This window comes from Streptomyces sp. NPDC048419 (assembly GCF_043200415.1).
Classification (GTDB): domain Bacteria; phylum Actinomycetota; class Actinomycetes; order Streptomycetales; family Streptomycetaceae; genus Streptomyces.
The window spans coordinates 248,628-267,957 of the sequence record NZ_JBICXT010000001.1 but is presented as its reverse complement, the minus strand read 5'-3'; the positions used below and the strand labels follow the sequence as shown (position 1 = coordinate 267,957).

Here is a 19,330-nt window from a genome sequence, read left to right as displayed (position 1 = left end):
CCGACATAGCGGCCACCCGCAAGCAAGAGGTGGCCATGTCCAACACCAAAAACTCACAAGATCCAGAGAATTCGCAGAAGTCTCGGAATTCGGACAAAGGAAACGGCGTGGCGGAAAAGCGGCCGAGCCCCATGGAGATCCTGCGCGATGCGCGCGGTCAGCTCACGGAGCTGACCGGCATGGCCGCCGAGACCGTGTCGTCCTTCGAACAGACGGAGGACGGCTGGTCGTTGGAGGTCGAGGTCCTCGAGCTGGCACGTGTGCCGGACACGATGAGCCTGATGGCGAGCTATCAGGTCGACCTCGACTCCGAGGGGCAGCTGACCGGTTACCGGCGCGTACGCCGGTACGAACGCGGGCGTTCCGACGCACGCAGAGGCGGCGGCCGCTAGGCCGCCGTCCCGCCACTCATACAGAAAAGGAGGAACGGTCGATATGACCGTTGTCCCGGCACAGCAGACCGGCGGTGGAGGCGGCTCCAGCGGTCTCTACGACGTTCTGGAACTCGTCCTCGACAGGGGTCTCGTCATCGACGCCTTCGTGCGGGTCTCCCTGGTCGGCATCGAGATCCTCAAGATAGATGTGCGTGTCGTCGTGGCCAGCGTCGACACCTATCTGCGCTTCGCCGAGGCGTGCAACCGCCTCGACCTCGAGTCCGGCCCCAACAAGAGCCCCGGCCTGCCCGAAATCGTCGGCGAGGTCACCGAATCCGGTGCCCGCGGCAAGTCCAAGGGCGCACTCTCCGGAGCCGCGGAGACCATCTCCGGCGCCTTCAAGGAGGCACGTGGAGAGGGCCGCGAGAAGGAGACCGAGTCCCGTCCGCGCGCCCGTAAGTCCACGTCCTCGCGCAGGAGGGAGGAGTCGGAGTGAGTACGTACGTCTACGGCATCACCGAGAGCTCCCACCCGGCGCTTCCCGAGGGTATGGGGGGTGTCGGCGACCCGCCGCGCCCGGTGCGCATCCTCAAGGAGGGCGACCTCGCGGCCGTCGTGAGCGACGCCCCCGAGGGGCTGCGGCCCAAGCGCAAGGACCTGCTCGCCCACCAGAACGTGCTCGCCGAGGCGGGCGCGGCGGCCGTCGTGCTGCCCATGCGGTTCGGCAGCGTCGCGGAGGGTGACGACGCGGTCACGGGCGTGCTCGCGGACCGCGCCGACCACTACAAGGAGCGCCTCAGGGCGCTGGACGGCAAGGTCGAGTACAACGTCAAGGCCACACACCAGGAAGACGCCGTCCTGCACCGTGTGATGGCCGAGAACCCCGAGGTCCGCTCCATGACCGAGGCCAACCGGCAGTCGGGCGGAGGGAGTTACGACGACCGGCTGCGGCTCGGCGAGATGGTCGTGGCCGCCGTGCAGGCGCGCGAGATCGAGGATGGGGCCGAACTGCGGCGCACTCTGGAACCGACCGCCGCCGACATCAGCGTGGGCCCGGAGTCCAGCGGGTGGCTGGCCAATCTTTCCTTCCTCGTGGACCGCGGGACTGCCGAGCAGTTCCTGGGTGCGGTGGAGGAGTTCCGCAAGGGCCATACGCACATCGAACTGCGCGTCAACGGCCCGTTGCCGCCCTACAGCTTCGTCGAGCCCGACTCGGCGGAGCACGCGATCGGCGGAGCGGGTCAGGGCGTCGCTCAGGAGTGAGCCACGTGGGACTGATCAAGGAAGTGGTCCTGTTGCCCTTCGCCCCGGTACGCGGCAGCGGCTGGGTGATCGGACAGGTACTGCGCGAGGCGGAACGGATCTACTACGACCCCGCCACAGTGAGGGCCGAACTCGCCCGTCTCGAGGAGCAGTTGGAGGCCGGCGAGATCAGCGAGGAGGAGTTCGACCAACGTGAGGACGAACTCCTGGACCGACTGGAGATCGGCCTGCGCTCAGGCGGGGCAACAGGCGACGGGACGGCACTATGAACCGAGTGGGACTGGGCCTCGCGGTAGGGGCCGGATATCTCCTGGGGCGTACGAAAAAGATGAAGATGGCGTTCGCGCTGGGCACGCTCGTGGCCGGCAAGCGGATGCACCTCAGCCCGCGGATGCTCGCGGACCTGGCTTCCCAGCAGCTGCAGAACAACCCGCAGTTCAAGGAGATCGGGGACCAGCTGCGCGAGGACCTGCGCGGCGTGGGCAAGGCGGCCTCCGGGGCGATGGTGGAGCGGCAGATGAGCGCGCTCGCCGACCGCCTGCACGGGCGTACCGCCGAGGTCCGTGACGAGCTCTCGGGCGTCGCGGGAAAGGCCTCCGGCCTCCTCTCCGACGACGAGGAAGAGGGCGAGGAGCCGGAGGACACCGAGGAGGAGCCCCGGGAGGAGTACGACGACGAGGAGCCGGAGGACGAGGAACCCGAGAACGAGGGCTCCGAGGACGAGGGGCCCGAGGACGAGGCTTCCGAGGACGGCGAGCCGGAGGACGAGGCTTCCGAGGACGGCGAGCCGGAGGACGAGGGCTCCGAGGACGACGAGCCGGAGGCCGAGGACAAGCGGCCGGCGAAGCGGGCCGCCAAGCGGGCTCCGGCGAAGAAGGCTCCGGCGAAGAAGGCCGCCAAGCGGGCTCCCGCGAAGAAGGCCCCCGCGAAGAAGGCTCCGGCCAAGAAGACCGCGGGCAAGCAGACGACGGCGAAGAAGTCCGCCGCCAAGAAGACGACGGCGCGCAAGACGGCCAGGGGCGGCGCCCGCTCGGCGCGCGGCCGTCTGCCGAAGGGAGGCGGTGAGTGATGACCGAAGCACTGGGATCCGCGTCGAAGGCGGCAGGCAGCGCCAAGGACGGAGCAGGACCGCTGAGCGGACTGGCGGGCAGCGAGGCCGCCGACCGGCTCAAGGCCGAGGTGCAGGAATATCTGGCCGCACAGGCGACCAAGCTGCTCACCGGCGTCGGACGCAAACTCGGCGAGACCACCGGCAAGCTGAACGACATAGCCGAGGGCAACAGCCCAGGCTTCGCCAAGCTGGCACTCGACGGCGGCCGCAAGATGGCCGAGGGCAAGGGCCCCCTGCGCTCGGCACTGGAACTGGGTGCCTCCAAGGCCAAGGACAACGTCGTGGGCGCCCTGAAGAACCTGGGCGGCGGCAAGGGCAAGCGCAAGGGCGGCGCGGGCAAGAAGCCCACCGTCATCATCGAGTCCATCGACGTCGGCGTGGATCTGCGCACGGCCTACGACCAGTGGACCCAGTACCAGGACTTCAGCACCTTCGCCAAGGGCGTCAAGAGCGCGAACCGCGCCGACGACACGCAGTCCGACTGGCAGATGAAGATCTTCTGGTCCAACCGGAGCTGGAAGGCGAAGACCACCGAGCAGATTCCCGACGACCGGATCCTGTGGACGTCGGAGGGCGCCAAGGGCACGACGAAGGGTGTCGTCTCCTTCCACCCGCTCGGCGACAACCTCACCCGCGTCCTGCTGGTCATCGAGTACTACCCCAAGGGTCTGTTCGAGAAGACCGGCAACATCTGGCGCGCCCAGGGCCGCCGGGCCCGGCTCGACCTCAAGAACTACGTCCGCTTCATCACCCTCAAGGGCGAGGCGCAGGACAGCTGGCGAGGCGAGATCCGCGACGGCGAGGTCGTCAAGAGCCACGAGGACGCGGTCGCCGAGGAGGAGGAGAACTCCCAGGAGGAGTCCGCTGATTCGGCGGACGAGGGCGACGAGGAGACCGACGAGTACGACGAGGACGAAGAGCCTCGCGACGAGGAGGAAGAGGACGAGGAGCCCGAGGAGGAGTACGACGAGGACGAGCAGCCCCGGGACGAGGAAGAGGAGGAGCCCGAGGAGGAGGCCGACGAGGAGGAGCCGGAGGACGAGTACGAGGAAGAGGATGAGGAAGAGTACGAGTACGCCGGAGGCGGGAGCCGTCGATGAGCACGCCCAGCAGGCTGCCTGATCCCTACGGACACAGCGGCGGCGCCAACCTCGCCGACATCCTCGAGCGGGTGCTCGACAAGGGGATAGTGATCGCCGGTGACATCCGGATCAACCTGCTCGACATCGAACTCCTCACGATCAAACTGCGGCTGATCGTCGCCTCCGTCGACAAGGCCAAGGAGATGGGCATCGACTGGTGGGAGACCGACCCGGCGCTGTCCTCCGGTGCCCGCCGCGACGAACTCGCCCGTGAGAACGCCGAGTTGCGGGAGCGGCTGGCCCGGCTGGAGCCGGAACCCGAACTGGAGTCCGGCCGCACCCGCGCCAAGGAGGAGGGATCATGACCGGACTGCGGTACGTCTACGCCGTCTGCCGTCCCTTCGACGCGGCGCTGCAGGCCCAGCTGACGGGGGTGGCGGGCGACCCGCCCAGAATGCTGAACCACCGCGGTCTCGTCGCCGTCGTCAGCCACGTGCCGGAGCGGGACTTCGCCGAAGCCCCGCTCCGGCAGCATCTCGAGGACCTGGACTGGCTCACCGGCACCGCCCGCGCCCACCAGGGCGTGATCGACGCGCTCACCGCCGTCACCACGCCGCTGCCCCTGCGGCTGGGCACGGTCTTCCGGGACGACAGCGGCGTACGCGTCATGATGGAGGCGCGCGAGGACGCCTTCCGTCGCACCCTGGACCGGCTCGACGGCCGGGTCGAATGGGGCGTCAAGGTGTACGCCGAGAACGAGCCGCCGGAGCAGTCCGAACCGGCGGAGCAGCCGGCGGGGAAGCCGGCGTCGGGCCGTGACTACCTGCGCCGGCGGCGCATGCACGCGCGGGCGCACGAGAACATGTGGGAGCGGGCCGAGCAGTTCGCGAGCCGGCTGCACACGACGCTTTCCGGGTACGCCGAGGATTCACGGCTGCACGCCCCGCAGAATTCCGCCCTTTCCGGCGCCTCCGGACAGAATGTGCTCAACGCCGCCTATCTGGTGCCGCGCGGCCATTCCGAGGAATTCGTGGAAGTGGTGGACCGCACGAAGGACGACGTACCGGGAATGCGCGTCGAACTCACCGGACCGTGGGCGGCGTATTCCTTCGTCGAGGAGGTCGAGAACGTCCATGACACGGGGGAGCGGCCATGACCGTAGTCGAACGCCGTGAGATCATCGCCCTCGTGGACCTGCTCGACCGGCTGCTGGCCGGCGGGGTGGTCGTCACGGGGGACATCACGCTGCGCATCGCGGACGTCGACCTCGTCCGCATCGACCTGAACGCGCTGATCAGCTCGGTCAACGAGCAAGTGCCATCACCTTGGGAGAGCTGACGTGACCGCCCGGAACAACCGGATGGACCTGGACCCCGACACCGTCGAACGCGACCTGGTCAAGCTGGTGCTGACCGTCGTCGAGCTGCTGCGCCAGCTCATGGAGCGCCAGGCGCTGCGCCGCTTCGACACCGGGGACCTCACGGAGGACCAGGAGGAGCGGATCGGGCTCACGCTCATGCTCCTGGAGGACCGGATGGCCGAACTGCGCGACCGGTACGGGCTGCGGCCCGAGGACCTGAATCTGGACCTCGGACCGCTGGGACCGCTGCTTCCCCGGCAGTGACGTCACCGGTTCAGCTCGCCGGGTGAGCCGCCGGCAGAGGGTCAGGCGGCCTTCCGGCACAGGATCTCTCCGTGCAGCACACCGAACCAGCCGTCCTCCCGGGCGCCCCATTCCCGCCAGGCGTCGGACACGGCCCGCAGTTGCTCCATGGTGGCGTGGCCGCCCTCGGTGGCCCGGCCGGCGTACGCCGACGCCACCGTCCGGTCCGCCCACAGCCCGCTCCACCACGCCCGCTCCTCGGGAGTGGAGAAGGTCCAGGTGCTGGACGTCGCCGTGATGTCGCTCAGCCCGGCGCGCAGCGCCCAGGACTTCAGCCGCCGGCCGGCGTCCGGCTCGCCGCCGTTGGCGCGGGCCACCCGCCGGTACAGGTCCAGCCAGTCGTCCATCCCTTGGGACACCGGGTACCAGGTCATGGCCGCGTAGTCGGAGTCGCGGACCGCGATGAACCCGGTCGGCTTCGTGACCCGCTTCATCTCGCGCAGCGCCTGCACCGGGTCGCCGACGTGCTGAAGCACCTGGTGCGCGTGCACCACGCAGAACGTGTCGTCGGGGAAGTCCAGGGCGTGTACGTCCGCGACCGCGAAGTCGACGTTGCCCAGGCCGCGTTCGGCTGCCGTGGCACGGGCCTGGTCCAGGATGCCCGGCGCGTGGTCGACGCCGGTGACCTGCCCTTTTGGGACCAGTGCCGCGAGGTCGGCGGTGATGGTGCCCGGTCCGCAGCCGATGTCCAGGATCCTCATGTGCGGCTTCAGGGAGCCGAGCAGATAGGCCGCGGAGTTGGCGGCGGTCCGCCAGGTGTGGGAGCGCAGCACCGACTCGTGGTGCCCGTGCGTGTAGACGGCGGTCTCCTGCGGCTTCGACATGGCTGAACTCCCTCGTTCGACATCGTGTCGGTGAGGATCACGCTACGCCGGCATGTCGCATGATGAGACCTGTGTTTTGCCATGTGGACTGACGATGCGTCAGTCGCCGACTCCGGGCCGGTACACCGTGAGCGCCTCGGGAAGCTTCTCCAGCGTCACCTCGCCCTCCACCTCGGTGACTTCGCCGTCGTGGGCGAGAAGAGTGCCGGGCGCGACGCCCGTCAGACGCAGCCGGCCCACCTGGACCGCCGCGTGGGCGGGGGAGCGGGTCAGCGGGCCCGCCAGTGCGGCGGCGAGCAGCCGCAGCGCGGGCCGGCGGCCGCCGTGCACCAGCCGTACGTCGAGCTGCCCGTCCGCGAGGTCGAGCCGGCGGCCGGGCGCGAGGCCCATCCGGTGGTAGGTGCCGTTACCGGCGAACAGCAGCCACAGCGGGCGCGCCCGGCCGCGGAACTCGGCCTCCAGCGGATGCCGGTCGGCGCGCAGCACACGCAGTGCCGCCAGCACGCCGGCCGGCCAGCCGCCGATCCGGCGCGACCAGCGGTCCCGCTCGGTCACCAGCTCCGGATAGACGCCCAGGCTGCAGGTGTTGAGGAAGACACCCTCCGTGTCACCGCTGCTGAAGCGGCCGACGTCCACGCGCACGGCCTCGCCCCGCTGGACGGCCCGGCTCATGTCGCGGACGTCCTCCACGCCGAGGTCGTAGGCGAAATGGTTCAGGGTGCCGCCGGGCAGCACGGCGAGGGGCAGGTCGTGCCGCAGGGCGACCTGGGCGGCCGTGTTCACGGTGCCGTCGCCGCCGCACACGCCGAGCACCGTCGCGTGTCCCGCCGCCTTCTCCAGTTCGGCGCGCACGTCGGCCGGCTCGCATTCCACGATCTCGGTGCCCGGCATGCCGTCGCTCAGGGCACGCACCCGCTCGGACGTGCCCGAGGCGGTGTTGACCACCATGACCAGGCCCTCGCCGTCGGGCAGCGCCGGGACCTCGGCGCGCGGCCGGGCCGGCGTGACCAGCTGGGCGCGGGTGGGCACCAGTCCCCGTACCGCGAAGGCGGCGCCCGCGCCCAGTGCCGCGCCGGCGAGCACGTCGCTCGGGAAGTGCACCCCGGTGTAGACGCGGGAGAGCGCGACGGACCAGGCGACCGGGGCCACCACCGCGCCCCAGGCCGGCGACTCCAGCGCGACGCCGGTCGCGAACGCGGCCGCCGACGCGGCGTGACCGGACGGGAACGACGTGGTGATCGGCTGCCGCTTCAGCTGCCGCCCCAGCGGTACCGGATCCAGGACGGGCCGGGGACGGCGCACCGAGCGCTTGCCCAGGGTGTTGATGGTCAGCGAGGCCAGACCGAGGGAGGCGAGGCCGCGGGCGGCGGCACGGCGGGCCCGTGGGGTGCGGGTGGCCGCGATGGCGGCCGCGGTCGCGAACCACAGCACGCCGTGGTTGGCGCTCCGGCTCAGCCGGGGCAGTACGGGCCTGGCGGCCGGCCAGCTCCGCTCCGCCGCGAACTCGAAGACGCGGCTGTCGAGCGCGAGCAGCCGCTTGCGCAGGGGATGGAGACCGGGCTTCGGCAGGGTGAGGTCGACGTCGGGGCTCATGTGGTGCCGGTTACCCTGAAGTGCCCGTTTCTTGTCCCGCGGGCGGTGGACGACACCCTGGAGGGCCCCTGTATGCGTCTGCTCCTCATACGTCACGGCCAGACCCCCTCGAACGTCGACTTCCTGCTCGACACAGCCGTACCGGGCCCGGGCCTGACCGCACTCGGCGAGCAGCAGGCAACCGCCCTCCCCGAGGCGCTCGCCGGCGAGGACATCGAGGCCCTGTACGCCTCCACACTGGTGCGGACCCAGCTGACCGCGGCCCCGCTGGCGGCCGCCCGCGGCCTGGACGTCCAGGTGCGCGACGGCATCCGCGAGCTCGCCGCGGGCGACCTGGAGATGCTGCCCGGCGACACGGAGCAGGGGCGCCTCTACATGAAGACCGTGTTCGCCTGGGCGGACGGGGACACCTCGCTGCGGATGCCCGGCGGGGAGAGCGGCGAGGAGGCGCTCGGACGCTACGACGCCGTGGTCGCCGAGGCCGCCCGCAGCGGCGCCGGGACGGTCGCGATGGTCAGCCACGGCGCGGCGATCCGTATGTGGACGGCGGCCCGCGCCGGCAACGTCGACGTCCCCTTCGCCGCCGCCCGTCCCCTGGACAACACCGGCGTGGTGATCCTGGAGGGCTCGCCCTCCGACGGCTGGAAGGCCCTGTCCTGGGCGGGCGCCGTGGTGGCCCCCGCGGGCGAGGGCGGACCCGCCGGCCGGCCCGTATAACCGTTTGCCCGCCCTCCGCGGCGGCCCGCAGAATGCGACCCCATGGGACATCTGGAAGCAGCACACCTCGAGTACTACCTCCCCGACGGGAGGGCGCTGCTCGGCGATGTCTCGTTCCGGGTCGGCGAAGGGGCCGCCGTGGCCCTGGTGGGACCCAACGGCGCGGGCAAGACGACGCTGCTGCGGCTGATCTCCGGCGAGCTGAAACCGCACGGCGGCACCGTCACCGTGGGCGGCGGCCTGGGCGTGATGCGGCAGTTCGTGGGCTCCGTACGGGACGAGACGACCGTACGGGACCTGCTCGTGTCGGTCGCGCCGCCCCGCATCCGGGAGGCCGCGCAGGCCGTCGACCGGGCCGAGCACGCCATCATGACCGTCGACGACGAGGCGGCCCAGCTGAACTACGCGCAGGCGCTCGCCGACTGGGCCGAGGCGCGGGGCTACGAGGCGGAGACGGTGTGGGACATGTGCACCACGGCCGCGCTCGGGGTGCCCTACGAGCAGGCGCAGTGGCGGCAGGTGCGCACGCTCTCCGGCGGTGAGCAGAAGCGGCTGGTCCTTGAGGCCCTGTTCCGCGGCACCGACGAGGTGCTGCTCCTCGACGAGCCGGACAACTACCTCGACGTGCCCGGCAAGCGCTGGCTGGAGGAGCGGCTCAAGGAGACCCGCAAGACGGTCCTCTTCGTCTCCCACGACCGCGAACTCCTCGCCCGCGCCGCCGAGAAGATCGTCTCCGTGGAGCCCTCGCCCGCGGGCGCCGACGCCTGGGTGCACGGCGCCGGCTTCGCCACCTACCACGAGGCGCGGCGCGAACGCTTCGCGCGCTTCGAGGAGTTGCGCAGGCGCTGGGACGAGAAGCACGCGCAGCTGAAGAAGCTGGTGCTGAACCTCCGTCAGGCGGCCAGCATCAGCCACGAGTTGGCCTCCCGCTACCAGGCCGCACAGACCCGGCTGCGCAAGTTCGAGGAGGCAGGCCCGCCGCCGGAGCCGCCGCGCGAGCAGGACATCCGCATGCGCATCAAGGGCGGCCGTACCGGTGTAAGGGCCGTCACCTGCAAGGGACTTGAGCTCACCGGTCTGATGAAGCCCTTCGACCTGGAGGTCTTCTACGGCGAACGCGTCGCCGTTCTCGGCTCCAACGGCTCCGGCAAGTCGCACTTCCTGCGGCTGCTGGCGGGCGACGACGTGGCGCACACGGGGGAGTGGAAGCTCGGGGCGCGGGTCGTGCCGGGGCACTTCGCGCAGACCCACGCCCACCCGGAGCTCCAGAACCGCAAGCTGGTGGACATCCTGTGGCAGGAGCACGCGCAGGACCGGGGCGCGGCGATGTCGCGGCTGCGGCGCTACGAACTGACCGGCCAGGCCGAGCAGACCTTCGACCGTCTTTCCGGCGGGCAGCAGGCCCGTTTCCAGATCCTCCTGCTCGAACTCGAGGGCGTCACCGCCCTGCTCCTCGACGAGCCGACGGACAACCTCGACCTGGAGTCCGCGGAGGCCCTCCAGGAGGGGCTGGAGGCTTTCGACGGCACGGTGCTGGCGGTCACGCACGACCGGTGGTTCGCGCGGTCCTTCGACCGGTATCTGGTCTTCGGCAGCGACGGGCGCGTCCGCGAGAGCGCGGAGGCCGTGTGGGACGAGCGGCGGGTGGAGCGGGCGCGGTAGCCGCCGGCCGGGGGCGGCGGCAGGTCGCGGCGGCACCTGCGGAAGCCCGGCGGCACACGCGGAGGCCCGGGGGCCGGGATGTTCGTAGAGTGGATGCTGAAGGTGAGATCCATGGCTTCCACATGGACGAACACGACGAGCGGGGTACCACCATGACCGGAGTCGACCCCAGCCGGCTGGACGACCAGCAGCTCATGAAAGAGCTGGAGACGATCCACCGCACACGCCACGACACACTGCTGTACGGCTCGACCGATGCGCTGCGGGCCCACAACGATCGCATGGCCCAGCTGGAGGGCGAGTTCCTGCGCCGCAACCCGCGGCGCATGGTGGCGGCGGGCCGCACCCGCGAGGGCGCCCGGGAACGCCGCTGTGGGGAGTCGGCGACCCCCCACAGCTGAGAGCGTGCCGGCGAACCGATCAGCCGGCACCTTCCGAGAACACGTGCAGGAACGCGTCGCAGAACGCCTTGAGGTCATCCGGCTTGCGGCTGGTGATCAGCTTGCTGGTGCCGTGGTCGCAGATCTTCACCTGCTCGTCGACCCAGGTGCCGCCCGCGTTGCGGATGTCCGTCCGCAGGCTCGGCCAGGACGTGAGCACCCTGCCGCGGACCACGTCCGCCTCCACCAGCGTCCACGGGGCGTGGCAGATCGCGGCGACCGGTCGGCCCTGCTCGAAGAAGTCCTTCACGAACGACACGGCCTTGCCGTCCATGCGCAGGAAGTCCGGGTTGGCCACGCCGCCCGGCAGGACCAGCCCTCCGAAGGAGCCGGCCGAGGCCTCGCCGACGACCTCGTCCACGGGGAAGGTGTCCGCCTTGTCGAGGTGGTTGAAGGCCTGGATCTCACCCGGCTCGGTCGACACCAGCACCGGCTCGTGCCCGGCGTCCTTCGCGGCCTGCCAGGGTTCGGTGAGCTCGACCTGCTCGACGCCCTCGGGTGCGGTCAGAAATGCGATACGCATGGTGTTCAACGTCCTTTCTTCGCGCGCCACTTCGCCTGGTCACGGGCGCGCTTGCTGGTTCGGCGGTCCGCGCGCAGGCAGCGCAGCAGCTCCTCGCCGTACGGCAGCACCACACAGGTGCCGATGGCGGCCGCGACGGCCGCGAGATAGGCGCGGGACAGCGGCCGCCGCCGCGGCACCAGATGCCAGGCGTCCGGGTCGCCGCGGCCGCCGCGCAGCAGCGACCTGACCTGATCGGCGTGCAGGCACATCAGTGCCGACAGCGCGCCGTACGGCAGGGCCTCCAGATAGCTGTGGATGTGCTGCTCAAGGGGTGTGACCTCACGGTCGCTGTGCACGGCCGTCCGTACGTCCCACAGTGCCGTGGCCTCGTGCACCACGGCCCCGGCCGACTGCACGGTGAGCAGCAGGGGGTTGACCTCGTAGCGCAGTGTCAGCGCGATGGGGATGCCCACCTCGGTCATCATCAGCGCGTGGATCAGGGACTCCTTGGTGCCCGCGGTGTTCTCGATCCGGCTGCGCCGGTGCATCACCCAGTCGGCGAGACCGGGCACGAACCAGCCGGGCAGCAGCCCGTAGAGGAGATAGCGGGTCGTGACGTCCCCGACGTCGACGCCGGCGTCGGTGGCGCTGATCTCGGCGGCCTGGCCGCGGCTCATAAGGTGTCCTGTCCATAGGCGTCCTGTCCGTCGGGTTCGGCGCGGCTGATCTCGGCGAGCGCCGGGCCGGGGTCCTGCGCCCCGGCCAGGTCGCCGAGGCTCACCATGCCGACGGGCAGCCCGTCCTCGACGACCGGCAGCCGGCGTACGGCATGGGCGCGCATGAGCGCCGAGACCGCCGCGACGGGGTCGTCCGGTGCCACCAGCAGCGGCTGCGTGCTGCACATCGACCCCGCGCTCACGGTCAGCGGATCGATGCCTTCGGCGACCGACCGTACGGTGATGTCACGATCCGTGAGGATGCCGACGACCCGCCGGCCGTCGGCCACCACCACATCGCCGATGTCCTGTGCGCGCATCAGCTGTGCCGCCTCGACGAGCGAGGCGTCCGGGCGGACGGCGACCACGCCCGGGGTCATGACCTCCCTGACGAAATCCGCCGTCACCGTGATCCCTTCCCGGCGTTCTCGGGACGGGTCAGGGTCTTGGCCAGCTCCTGCACGTTCGCGTAGCGGTCCTTGCGGGGCAGCCGCTCCAGCGCCTCGACGAGGACGTCGGGCGCGTTCTTGCGGCGCAGCACGGCCGTCAGCTCACCGGGACCGGCCGGGAACGAGCTGCGTCCCAGGAGCCGGGCCAGCTCCAGCCGGACCGTCTCGAACGAGGCTCCGGAGCTTCCCGGCGCCACAGGGCCTCCCGCCACCTCGGGGTCGTCGTCGGCGGTCGGCTCCGGGTCGTGCCACTCCTCGGTCCGCGTGGGGTGCCCGGAACGGAGCAGTCCCTGCAATTCGTGCTTCATCTCCTCGTCGCGGTGGACGCTCAGCCGGTCGTTGCCTCGCTGCATGACTCCCTCCACATCTTCAGGGTCCGCACCGCGTACCCGGACACCGGACGCCGACACAGGGTTTGCGGGTCCGGCGCGGGGAGACCCGGACGAGGCCCCCCACGGACATCACCTGGGGAAGGACGTGCCATGGCCGTTCTCGCAGTGATCATTCCGATCCTCATGCTGGGTGTGGTGCTGGCGCTGGGCCGCTACGAGGAACTCCTGCTGCCGAGCGGACGGGAGAAGGGGGACCGACAGGCCCTGGAGCCTCCCGATCCCCCTCCGTCCCCGCTCACCGTCCGCGGTGTCACTTCCCGCGATGCGGCAGGAACTCCTGCACCTTCGCCTTGATGCCCTGCTTGACCATCCCGGAGCGGTCCGCGTCGCCCTTGAGGATCGAGGCGGCCGTGGCCTCCATCTGCTCCCAGGTGGCGTGCGGCGGGATCGGCGGGACCGCCGGGTCGGTGAGGAACTCGATCACCGCCGGGCCGTCCGCCTCCAGACCCGCGCGCCAGCCGGCCTCCACGTCCTCGGGCTTCTCCACCCGCACACCGGTCAGCCCGAGCGAGCGGGCGAACGCGGCGTACTGCACGTCCGGGAGCTGCTGCGAGGGCAGGAAGGACGGGGCGCCCTCCATGGCGCGCATCTCCCAGGTGACCTGATTGAGGTCGCGGTTGTTCCAGACGGCGACGACCAGCCGCGGGTCCTCCCACAGATCGCGGTACTTGGCCGCCGTGATCATCTCCGCCAGGCCGTTCATCTGCATCGCGCCGTCACCGACCAACGCGATCACGGGCCGGTCCGGGTGCGCGAACTTCGCGCCGATCGCGTACGGCACCCCGGGACCCATCGTCGCGAGCGTGCCGGAGAGCGAGGAGCGCATGCCGGGCCGCATCGTCAGGTGGCGGGCGTACCAGTTGGCCGTCGAACCGGAGTCGGAGGTGACGATCGCGTCGTCGGGGAGCATCGGGTCCAGCGCGCGGGCCACGTACTCCGGGTTGATCGGGTCGGCGGACTGCTGCGCCCGCCGCTCCATCACCTCGTGCCAGCGCTTCACGTTCGCGCACACGGTGTCGTACCACTCGGGCCCGCGGTCCTCGCCGATCAGCGGGAGCAGCCGCTGCAGGGTCGCCTTCGCGTCGCCGACGAGATTCACCTCGTACGGATAACGCATCCCGACCATCTGCGGATCGATGTCGATCTGCACCGCCCGCGCCTGGCCGAAGTCCGGCAGGAACTGCGAGTACGGGAAGGACGAGCCGATGGTCAGCAGGGTGTCGCAGTCCCGCATCAGCTCGTACGACGGACGGGTGCCGAGCAGCCCGATCGAGCCGGTGACGTAGGGGAGTTCGTCGCTGAGGGCGTCCTTGCCGAGCAGCGCCTTGGCCACGCCCGCCTTCAGCCGCCCGGCGATCTGCTCCACCTCGGCGCGTGCCCCGGCGGCGCCCTGCCCGACCAGGATGGCCACCTTGTCACCGGAGTTGAGGATCTCGGCCGCCCGCTGCACGGACTCCTCGGACGGGACCGCCGTCCACGAGCTGCGGTCCAGGCTGGAGGGCACCATCTTGAACTCGTGCGTGGGCGCCGAGTAGTCGAGCTCCTGCACATCGCCGGGGACGATGATCGCGGTCGGGCAGCGGCGGGCGAGGGAGGTGCGGATCGCCCGGTCGATGACGTTCGGCAGCTGCTCCGGGACCGTCACCGTCTCGACGAACTCCGAGGCGACGTCCTTGTAGAGGGTGTGCAGGTCCACCTCCTGCTGGTACGAGCCGCCCATCGCGGTGCGGTGCGTCTGGCCGACGATGGCCAGCACCGGAACATGGTCGAGCTTGGCGTCGTAGAGGCCGTTGAGCAGGTGGATCGCGCCGGGCCCCGAGGTCGCCGCGCAGACGCCGAGACGACCGCTGAACTTCGCGTAGCCGACCGCCTCGAACGCGGACATCTCCTCGTGCCGGGACTGGACGAAGCGCGGCTGGTTCTCCGCACGGCCCCATGCGGCGAGCAGGCCGTTGATGCCGTCACCGGGATAGCCGAAGACGTGGTCCACACCCCACTCGCGCAGTCGCTGAAGGATGTAGTCGGAGACCTTGATGCTCATGTGCGGGTCCTCCCGGGCCTTTGACGTGAAAGGGCAGCAGTTCGTCTGCCCGACGAGTCACCCGCCGCGCCGCCGGAAAACATCACGGGGGTGTTTGCGGCTTCGGCTCCTGGGCAGGCGAAGGTCAGTGCTTCGGACAGGAGGCACGTCCGTGGGTGCGGCATGGCGCCGCCCCGGTCGCGCCTGTCCGAACTTGCGTTCGACCTCCCACGGTGACCGTCCAAGCCAGAGCACCACCAAGGGAGTTGCGACGCACCATGCCCACCAAAGTGAGCGCGAAGCACCACCCGCATGACGACGCCCCCGACACCGCCGACGCATTCCGCAAGCTCGCCGGGCTCCCCCCGGGTCAGCAGCGCGACGCCCTGCGCGAGCGGATTGTCGAAGCCTGGCTGCCGATGGCCGAACGGCTCGCGGGGCGCTTCCGCAGCCGCGGCGAGAGCTACGAGGACCTGCGGCAGGTCGCCTCCCTCGGCCTGGTCAAGGCCGTCGACCGGTACGACCCCGAGCTCGGCAACGCCTTCGAGAGCTATGCCGTGCCCACCATCACCGGCGAGATCAAGCGGCACTTCCGCGACCACATGTGGACGCTGCACGTGCCGCGCCGGGTCCAGGACCTGCGCAACCGCGTCCGGTTCGCGACCCAGGACCTCTCCCAGACCATCCCGGGCCGCAGGCCCACCGTCGCGGAGATCGCCGAGTACGCCGACCTCACGGAGGAGGAGGTCAAGGTCGGCCAGGAGGCGCTGGAGAGCTTCACCGCGCTCTCGCTCGACGCCGAGCTGCCCGGCAGCGACGACGGCTACTCCCTGAGCGACGCCCTCGGCTCGCCCGACCCCGCGCTGGACACCGTGGTGGACCGTGAGTCCGTCAAGCCGCGGCTGGCCGCGCTGCCCGAACGGGAGCGGGCCATCCTGTACATGCGCTTCTTCGGCGACATGACGCAGAGCCGGATCGCCGAGCAGCTAGGCATCTCGCAGATGCACGTCTCGCGGCTGATCAGCCGCTGCTGCGACCGGATGCGGGACCAGATCATGCGCGAGTCGGCCTAGGCGCGGCCGGAGCCCGGCCGTCGCCACCGTCGCCACTCGGCACCTCGGACGCCCGGGCGGGTTCTTTCACCCGCCCGGGCGTCCTTGTCGCGCGAATGGGGCTCGGCCGCGCGCGCCTCGGGGCGGGGCGGGCTGTGATGGGCTATGGGGCACGAGCACCGTGCTCCTGAGAACCCGTCGGTCGAAGGAGCTCCACCCATGCGTTCCACCGCCCGTGTCCTGTCCGTGGCGGCCCTGGCCAGTGCCACGCTCGGCTTCGCCGCCTCGGCCGCCCTCGCGGACCCCGGGGCGGAGGTCAGTCCGAGCACCGTCTCCCCGGGTGGCAGCGTCACCGTCTCCGTCTCCTGCGAAGCCACCGACGGCGAGGCGCCCGCCACCATCGACGCCACTTCCGACGCCTTCGACGAGGGCACCGTCCAGTTGCAGCGGGTCCCCGGCAACGACGACAAGGCCGCCGGCCCCGCCTACCGCGGCACCGCCCGTATCTCCTCCGCCGACGACTTCGCGGCGGACGACGGCCCCGACGGCGCGGCGGCCCAGGACGCCGCCTCGACCGTCGACGGCACCTGCCCGGCGGCACCGGGAGGCAAGGGCAAGCCGTGGCGCGCCACGTTCCATGCGAACCACGGCGGCGGCGGGAGCGGCGGGGCGGTGCCCGGCGACGACGGCAGCGCGGTGCCGGGCGGCGACGGCAGCGGCGTCGTTCCCGGTGGCGGCGATGGCGGTGTCGCTCCCGGTGGCGACACCGGCGGCGTGGTCCCCGGTGGCGGTGGCGGCGATGTCGTCCCCGGGGGCGACGGCGCGGGCCGGCCCTGCAGGGAGCCGAGTGCCGGACCCTGCGCCGACGCCCCGGCCGAGCACGGCGTACAGGCCGGTGAGGGCGGCACTTTCACCGACTCCATGCCGGCTCTGGTGGGTGGCGGCATCCTGATTGCGGGAGCGCTGGGCGCGGCCGTGTACCGGCTGTGCCACCGGGGCTCCGTCCTGCGCGGCTGACCCCGCGTGCGACGGGCGCCACGCCGGCGGACGCCCATGGCCCGGCGGCACCCTGGGTACCCGGGGCCCGAGGGGCCACGACTGCGCGGAGGTACGCATGCGGCGGACGGACCCGGAAGGCCGCGGCCCCGTCCGATACGGGCCCCCGCTCCCCGAGGACGGGCTGCCCGTGCCGCCCGAACTCGCCGCCGCACTGGCCGCGGCCGCGACCCGGACCGACGGTGAACCCATCGGCGGCGGACCCGACCTGATCGGGGCCGCCTGCGGCTACTGGGAGCGGCGCGGCCTGGCCACCGAGCCGGACCTCGTGGCCGCCGCCCCCGGCGCACCCGCCCTGCTGCTCGCACTGACCGCCGCGCTCGGCGGCGACGTCCTGGTGCCCAGGCCCTGCGCGGCCTGGTGGGCGCCGTACGCCCGCCTGTTGGGAAGACCGGCCTTCCACGTCGCGACGCCGGCCGAGAGCGGCGGCGTCCCGGACCCGTACGCGCTGCTGGAGACCGTGCGCCGGGTGCGCGCCGAGGGCGGTGACCCGCGGCTGCTCGTGCTGTCGGTCGCCGACGACCCCACCGCCACCGTCGCCCCGCCCGACGTGCTGCACGAGTGCGTCGAGGCCGCCGCCGGCGAGGGCCTGCACCTGGTCAGCGACGAGACCTGGCGCGACACCGTGCACGCCCCGCACGACACCGTGCTGGTCAGCCCCGCCGAGATGCTGCCCGACCGGGTCACCGTCGTCACCGACCTGGCGGGCGCGCTGCTGCCGCCGGGCTGGCCGGCCGCGGTCGCCCGGTTCCCGGCGGACGACGTGTCCGGCCGCGCCCTGCACGCGCGCGTGCTCGACGTGCTGACCGCGCTCGGTGCCCGGATCGCGGGGCCGGTCGCCGCCCCCGCCGCCTACGCGCTGGGCGAGCCGGAGCCGGTCACCGCGCGGGTGGCCGCCACCGTACGCCTGCACGCGCGCGTGGCCGCCGCCGTGCACCAGGAGATCGTCGCGACGGGCACCCTGTCCCGGCCCCCGCAGGCCGGCCGCCACCTCTACGCCGACCTCGGCCCGCTGCGCTCCGCGCTCACCGCCCACGGCGTGGGCGACGCGCAGGAACTGGAGGACTTCCTCTCCGCCCGGCTCGGCATGCCCGCTCCCGGCGGCCACCGCTTCGGCGACGAACTCGGCGCATTGCGCGTACGGCTGTCCACCGGCCCGCTTCTGGGGCATACGGACGAGGAACGCGCGGAATGCCTCACATCACCCACGCCGTTGGAACTGCCACACGTGCAACGCGCGTTGATCCATGTGAAGTCGGTCTTCGACGACCTTCGCGACGACGCTCAGCGATGGGAGCCTCCTCGATGACGCAGCAGTCCGAGTCGACCACCACGAGCACGAGCACGTCCGCCCGGGGAGCCGAAGGTCCTGTTCCCACACGGAGGTTCGCGCCGCCGTTCCCGCCGCTCGCCGAGCCGCGCCCGATGGGCGAGCGCAGGTTCTGGCCGCGGACCTTCCACGACCGCCTGACCGCCCCGCTGCCCGGCCTGAAGTCCATGGCCCGCTTCGCCCGCGAGGGCTCGATCCGCCCCGGGCCCGAGGGCCTCGCCGACATCCCCCGGCTCCCTTGCGAACCCGCTCCGGTGCCCCGCGTCGACTCCCGCACCGTCGCCGTCTCCTGGGCGGGACACGCCAGTTGGGTCGTGCAGATCGGCGGCCTGACCGTCCTCACCGACCCCGTCTGGTCCCGCCGCATCCTCGGCACCCCGGCGCGCATCACCCCGGTCGGCATCGACTGGAACAGCCTCCCGCGCGTGGACGCGGTGGTCATCAGCCACAACCACTACGACCACCTGGACGCCCCCACGCTGCGCCGTCTCCCGCGGGACACCCCGGTGTTCGTGCCCGCCGGACTCGGCCCCTGGTTCCGCCGCCGCCGCTTCACCACCGTCACCGAGCTGGACTGGTGGGAGGCCTCCGAACTCAACGGCGTGCGGCTCGACTTCGTCCCCGCCCACCACTGGTCCAAGCGCACCCTCACCGACACCTGCCACTCCCTGTGGGGCGGCTGGGTCCTCACGGCCCCCGACGGACGGCGCGTCTACTTCGCCGGCGACACGGGCTACGGCCACTGGTTCTCCCGGATCGGCCGCCGCTACCCGGGCATCGACCTGGCCCTCCTGCCCATCGGCGCCTACGACCCCCGCTGGTGGCTCAGCGACGTCCACTGCGATCCCGAGGAGGCGGTCCGCGCCGCCCAGGACGTGGGCGCGCAGAGCATGGCCCCCATGCACTGGGCCACCTTCGTCCTCTCCGCGGAACCGGTCCTGGAACCCCTCACCCGAGTCCGCGAGGCGTGGCAGAAGGCAGGCCTGAACCGCGAGGACCTGTGGGACCTCCCGATCGGAGCATCCCGGCAACTGCAGGGCTTCTAGGGGCGCGGGGAACCGCGCGACGAGCCACAACGAAC

The 19,330-nt window shown here is 71.6% G+C and carries 24 protein-coding genes; 17 read left to right on the top strand and 7 right to left on the bottom strand.

What is annotated here, in order from left to right; genetic code table 11:
- The first annotated feature begins 35 nt into the window (after window positions 1-35).
- Genes ACGFYN_RS01160 through ACGFYN_RS01115 form a run of 10 tightly spaced genes read left to right on the top strand, consistent with a single transcriptional unit; the run spans window position 36 to window position 5,454 of the window.
- Window positions 36-392: a gas vesicle protein gene (locus ACGFYN_RS01160; RefSeq protein ID WP_393863607.1), complete on the top strand. Its 357-nt coding sequence runs from the start codon at window positions 36-38 to the stop codon at window positions 390-392.
- A 43-nt stretch (window positions 393-435) separates the two neighbouring features.
- A complete protein-coding gene (locus ACGFYN_RS01155) occupies window positions 436-870 on the top strand; it encodes a gas vesicle structural protein GvpA (protein WP_393863606.1) in 435 nt (144 codons plus the stop codon).
- Complete coding sequence (locus ACGFYN_RS01150; protein WP_393863605.1) at window positions 867-1,637, top strand: GvpL/GvpF family gas vesicle protein; 771 nt, start codon at window positions 867-869, stop codon at window positions 1,635-1,637. Before ACGFYN_RS01155 ends, ACGFYN_RS01150 begins: the two co-directional genes overlap by 4 nt.
- Before the next feature lie 5 nt (window positions 1,638-1,642).
- The gene (locus ACGFYN_RS01145) at window positions 1,643-1,906 is read left to right on the top strand and encodes a gas vesicle protein GvpG (RefSeq protein WP_393863604.1); all 264 of its coding nucleotides are present in this window, start codon (window positions 1,643-1,645) and stop codon (window positions 1,904-1,906) included.
- Window positions 1,903-2,706, top strand: coding sequence for a DNA primase (locus ACGFYN_RS01140; protein ID WP_393863603.1), 804 nt, complete (start codon window positions 1,903-1,905; stop codon window positions 2,704-2,706). The genes ACGFYN_RS01145 and ACGFYN_RS01140 overlap by 4 nt, the downstream gene beginning before the upstream one ends.
- On the top strand, window positions 2,706-3,848 hold the full coding sequence (locus tag ACGFYN_RS01135; protein ID WP_393863602.1) for an SRPBCC family protein: 1,143 nt from the start codon (window positions 2,706-2,708) through the stop codon (window positions 3,846-3,848). The genes ACGFYN_RS01140 and ACGFYN_RS01135 overlap by 1 nt, the downstream gene beginning before the upstream one ends.
- Window positions 3,845-4,195 carry a gas vesicle protein gene (locus tag ACGFYN_RS01130; protein ID WP_393863601.1) on the top strand — a complete coding sequence of 117 codons (351 nt, stop codon included), beginning with the start codon at window positions 3,845-3,847 and terminating at the stop codon, window positions 4,193-4,195. The genes ACGFYN_RS01135 and ACGFYN_RS01130 overlap by 4 nt, the downstream gene beginning before the upstream one ends.
- On the top strand, window positions 4,192-4,986 hold the full coding sequence (locus tag ACGFYN_RS01125; RefSeq protein WP_393863600.1) for a GvpL/GvpF family gas vesicle protein: 795 nt from the start codon (window positions 4,192-4,194) through the stop codon (window positions 4,984-4,986). Before ACGFYN_RS01130 ends, ACGFYN_RS01125 begins: the two co-directional genes overlap by 4 nt.
- Window positions 4,983-5,168, top strand: coding sequence for a gas vesicle protein (locus ACGFYN_RS01120; RefSeq protein ID WP_393863599.1), 186 nt, complete (start codon window positions 4,983-4,985; stop codon window positions 5,166-5,168). Before ACGFYN_RS01125 ends, ACGFYN_RS01120 begins: the two co-directional genes overlap by 4 nt.
- A 1-nt stretch (window position 5,169) precedes the next feature.
- Window positions 5,170-5,454, top strand: a complete 285-nt coding sequence (locus ACGFYN_RS01115) for a gas vesicle protein K (protein WP_393863598.1) — start codon at window positions 5,170-5,172, stop codon at window positions 5,452-5,454.
- A 41-nt stretch (window positions 5,455-5,495) separates the two neighbouring features.
- Here the strand turns inward: ACGFYN_RS01115 and ACGFYN_RS01110 are convergent, their stop codons facing one another.
- Together ACGFYN_RS01110 and ACGFYN_RS01105 are read right to left on the bottom strand one after the other, a co-directional pair.
- Window positions 5,496-6,317, bottom strand: coding sequence for a class I SAM-dependent methyltransferase (locus ACGFYN_RS01110; RefSeq protein WP_393863597.1), 822 nt, complete (start codon window positions 6,315-6,317; stop codon window positions 5,496-5,498).
- Between the two features lie 99 nt (window positions 6,318-6,416).
- Window positions 6,417-7,910 carry a bifunctional phosphatase PAP2/diacylglycerol kinase family protein gene (locus tag ACGFYN_RS01105; RefSeq protein ID WP_393863596.1) on the bottom strand — a complete coding sequence of 498 codons (1,494 nt, stop codon included), beginning with the start codon at window positions 7,908-7,910 and terminating at the stop codon, window positions 6,417-6,419.
- 72 nt (window positions 7,911-7,982) lie between these two features.
- Here ACGFYN_RS01105 and ACGFYN_RS01100 point away from each other — a divergent pair, with 72 nt between their 5' ends.
- The 3 genes from ACGFYN_RS01100 (at window position 7,983) to ACGFYN_RS01090 (ending at window position 10,690) form a co-directional block, all read left to right on the top strand.
- Window positions 7,983-8,627 carry a histidine phosphatase family protein gene (locus ACGFYN_RS01100; protein ID WP_393863595.1) on the top strand — a complete coding sequence of 215 codons (645 nt, stop codon included), beginning with the start codon at window positions 7,983-7,985 and terminating at the stop codon, window positions 8,625-8,627.
- A 42-nt stretch (window positions 8,628-8,669) separates the two neighbouring features.
- The gene (locus ACGFYN_RS01095) at window positions 8,670-10,289 is read left to right on the top strand and encodes an ATP-binding cassette domain-containing protein (protein ID WP_393863594.1); all 1,620 of its coding nucleotides are present in this window, start codon (window positions 8,670-8,672) and stop codon (window positions 10,287-10,289) included.
- A 122-nt stretch (window positions 10,290-10,411) separates the two neighbouring features.
- Window positions 10,412-10,690 (top strand): DUF6158 family protein, encoded by a 279-nt coding sequence (locus tag ACGFYN_RS01090; RefSeq protein ID WP_393863593.1) that lies wholly within the window; start codon window positions 10,412-10,414, stop codon window positions 10,688-10,690.
- A 19-nt stretch (window positions 10,691-10,709) separates the two neighbouring features.
- Here ACGFYN_RS01090 and ACGFYN_RS01085 read toward each other — a convergent pair whose 3' ends face one another.
- From ACGFYN_RS01085 to ACGFYN_RS01065, 5 genes are all read right to left on the bottom strand, one after another.
- Window positions 10,710-11,252 (bottom strand): type 1 glutamine amidotransferase domain-containing protein, encoded by a 543-nt coding sequence (locus ACGFYN_RS01085; protein WP_393863592.1) that lies wholly within the window; start codon window positions 11,250-11,252, stop codon window positions 10,710-10,712.
- Window positions 11,253-11,257: 5 nt separating this feature from the next.
- Complete coding sequence (locus ACGFYN_RS01080) at window positions 11,258-11,911, bottom strand: diguanylate cyclase (RefSeq protein WP_393863591.1); 654 nt, start codon at window positions 11,909-11,911, stop codon at window positions 11,258-11,260.
- Window positions 11,908-12,357, bottom strand: a complete 450-nt coding sequence (locus tag ACGFYN_RS01075; protein ID WP_393863590.1) for a CBS domain-containing protein — start codon at window positions 12,355-12,357, stop codon at window positions 11,908-11,910. The genes ACGFYN_RS01080 and ACGFYN_RS01075 overlap by 4 nt, the downstream gene beginning before the upstream one ends.
- A complete protein-coding gene (locus tag ACGFYN_RS01070) occupies window positions 12,354-12,752 on the bottom strand; it encodes a DUF2795 domain-containing protein (protein WP_393863589.1) in 399 nt (132 codons plus the stop codon). The genes ACGFYN_RS01075 and ACGFYN_RS01070 overlap by 4 nt, the downstream gene beginning before the upstream one ends.
- 289 nt (window positions 12,753-13,041) lie before the next feature.
- Window positions 13,042-14,832, bottom strand: coding sequence for a thiamine pyrophosphate-requiring protein (locus ACGFYN_RS01065; protein ID WP_393863588.1), 1,791 nt, complete (start codon window positions 14,830-14,832; stop codon window positions 13,042-13,044).
- A gap of 257 nt (window positions 14,833-15,089) precedes the next feature.
- On the opposite strand from ACGFYN_RS01065, the gene ACGFYN_RS01060 reads away from it, so the two are divergent.
- The 4 genes from ACGFYN_RS01060 to ACGFYN_RS01045 all read left to right on the top strand — a co-directional run bounded on the left by ACGFYN_RS01060 (window position 15,090) and on the right by ACGFYN_RS01045 (window position 19,295).
- A complete protein-coding gene (locus tag ACGFYN_RS01060) occupies window positions 15,090-15,884 on the top strand; it encodes an RNA polymerase sigma factor SigF (RefSeq protein ID WP_393863587.1) in 795 nt (264 codons plus the stop codon).
- A 198-nt stretch (window positions 15,885-16,082) separates the two neighbouring features.
- Window positions 16,083-16,880, top strand: a complete 798-nt coding sequence (locus ACGFYN_RS01055) for a hypothetical protein (protein ID WP_393863586.1) — start codon at window positions 16,083-16,085, stop codon at window positions 16,878-16,880.
- 97 nt (window positions 16,881-16,977) lie between these two features.
- Window positions 16,978-18,228, top strand: coding sequence for an aminotransferase class I/II-fold pyridoxal phosphate-dependent enzyme (locus tag ACGFYN_RS01050; RefSeq protein WP_393863585.1), 1,251 nt, complete (start codon window positions 16,978-16,980; stop codon window positions 18,226-18,228).
- Window positions 18,225-19,295 carry an MBL fold metallo-hydrolase gene (locus tag ACGFYN_RS01045; protein WP_393863584.1) on the top strand — a complete coding sequence of 357 codons (1,071 nt, stop codon included), beginning with the start codon at window positions 18,225-18,227 and terminating at the stop codon, window positions 19,293-19,295. Before ACGFYN_RS01050 ends, ACGFYN_RS01045 begins: the two co-directional genes overlap by 4 nt.
- Window positions 19,296-19,330 lie beyond the last annotated feature (35 nt).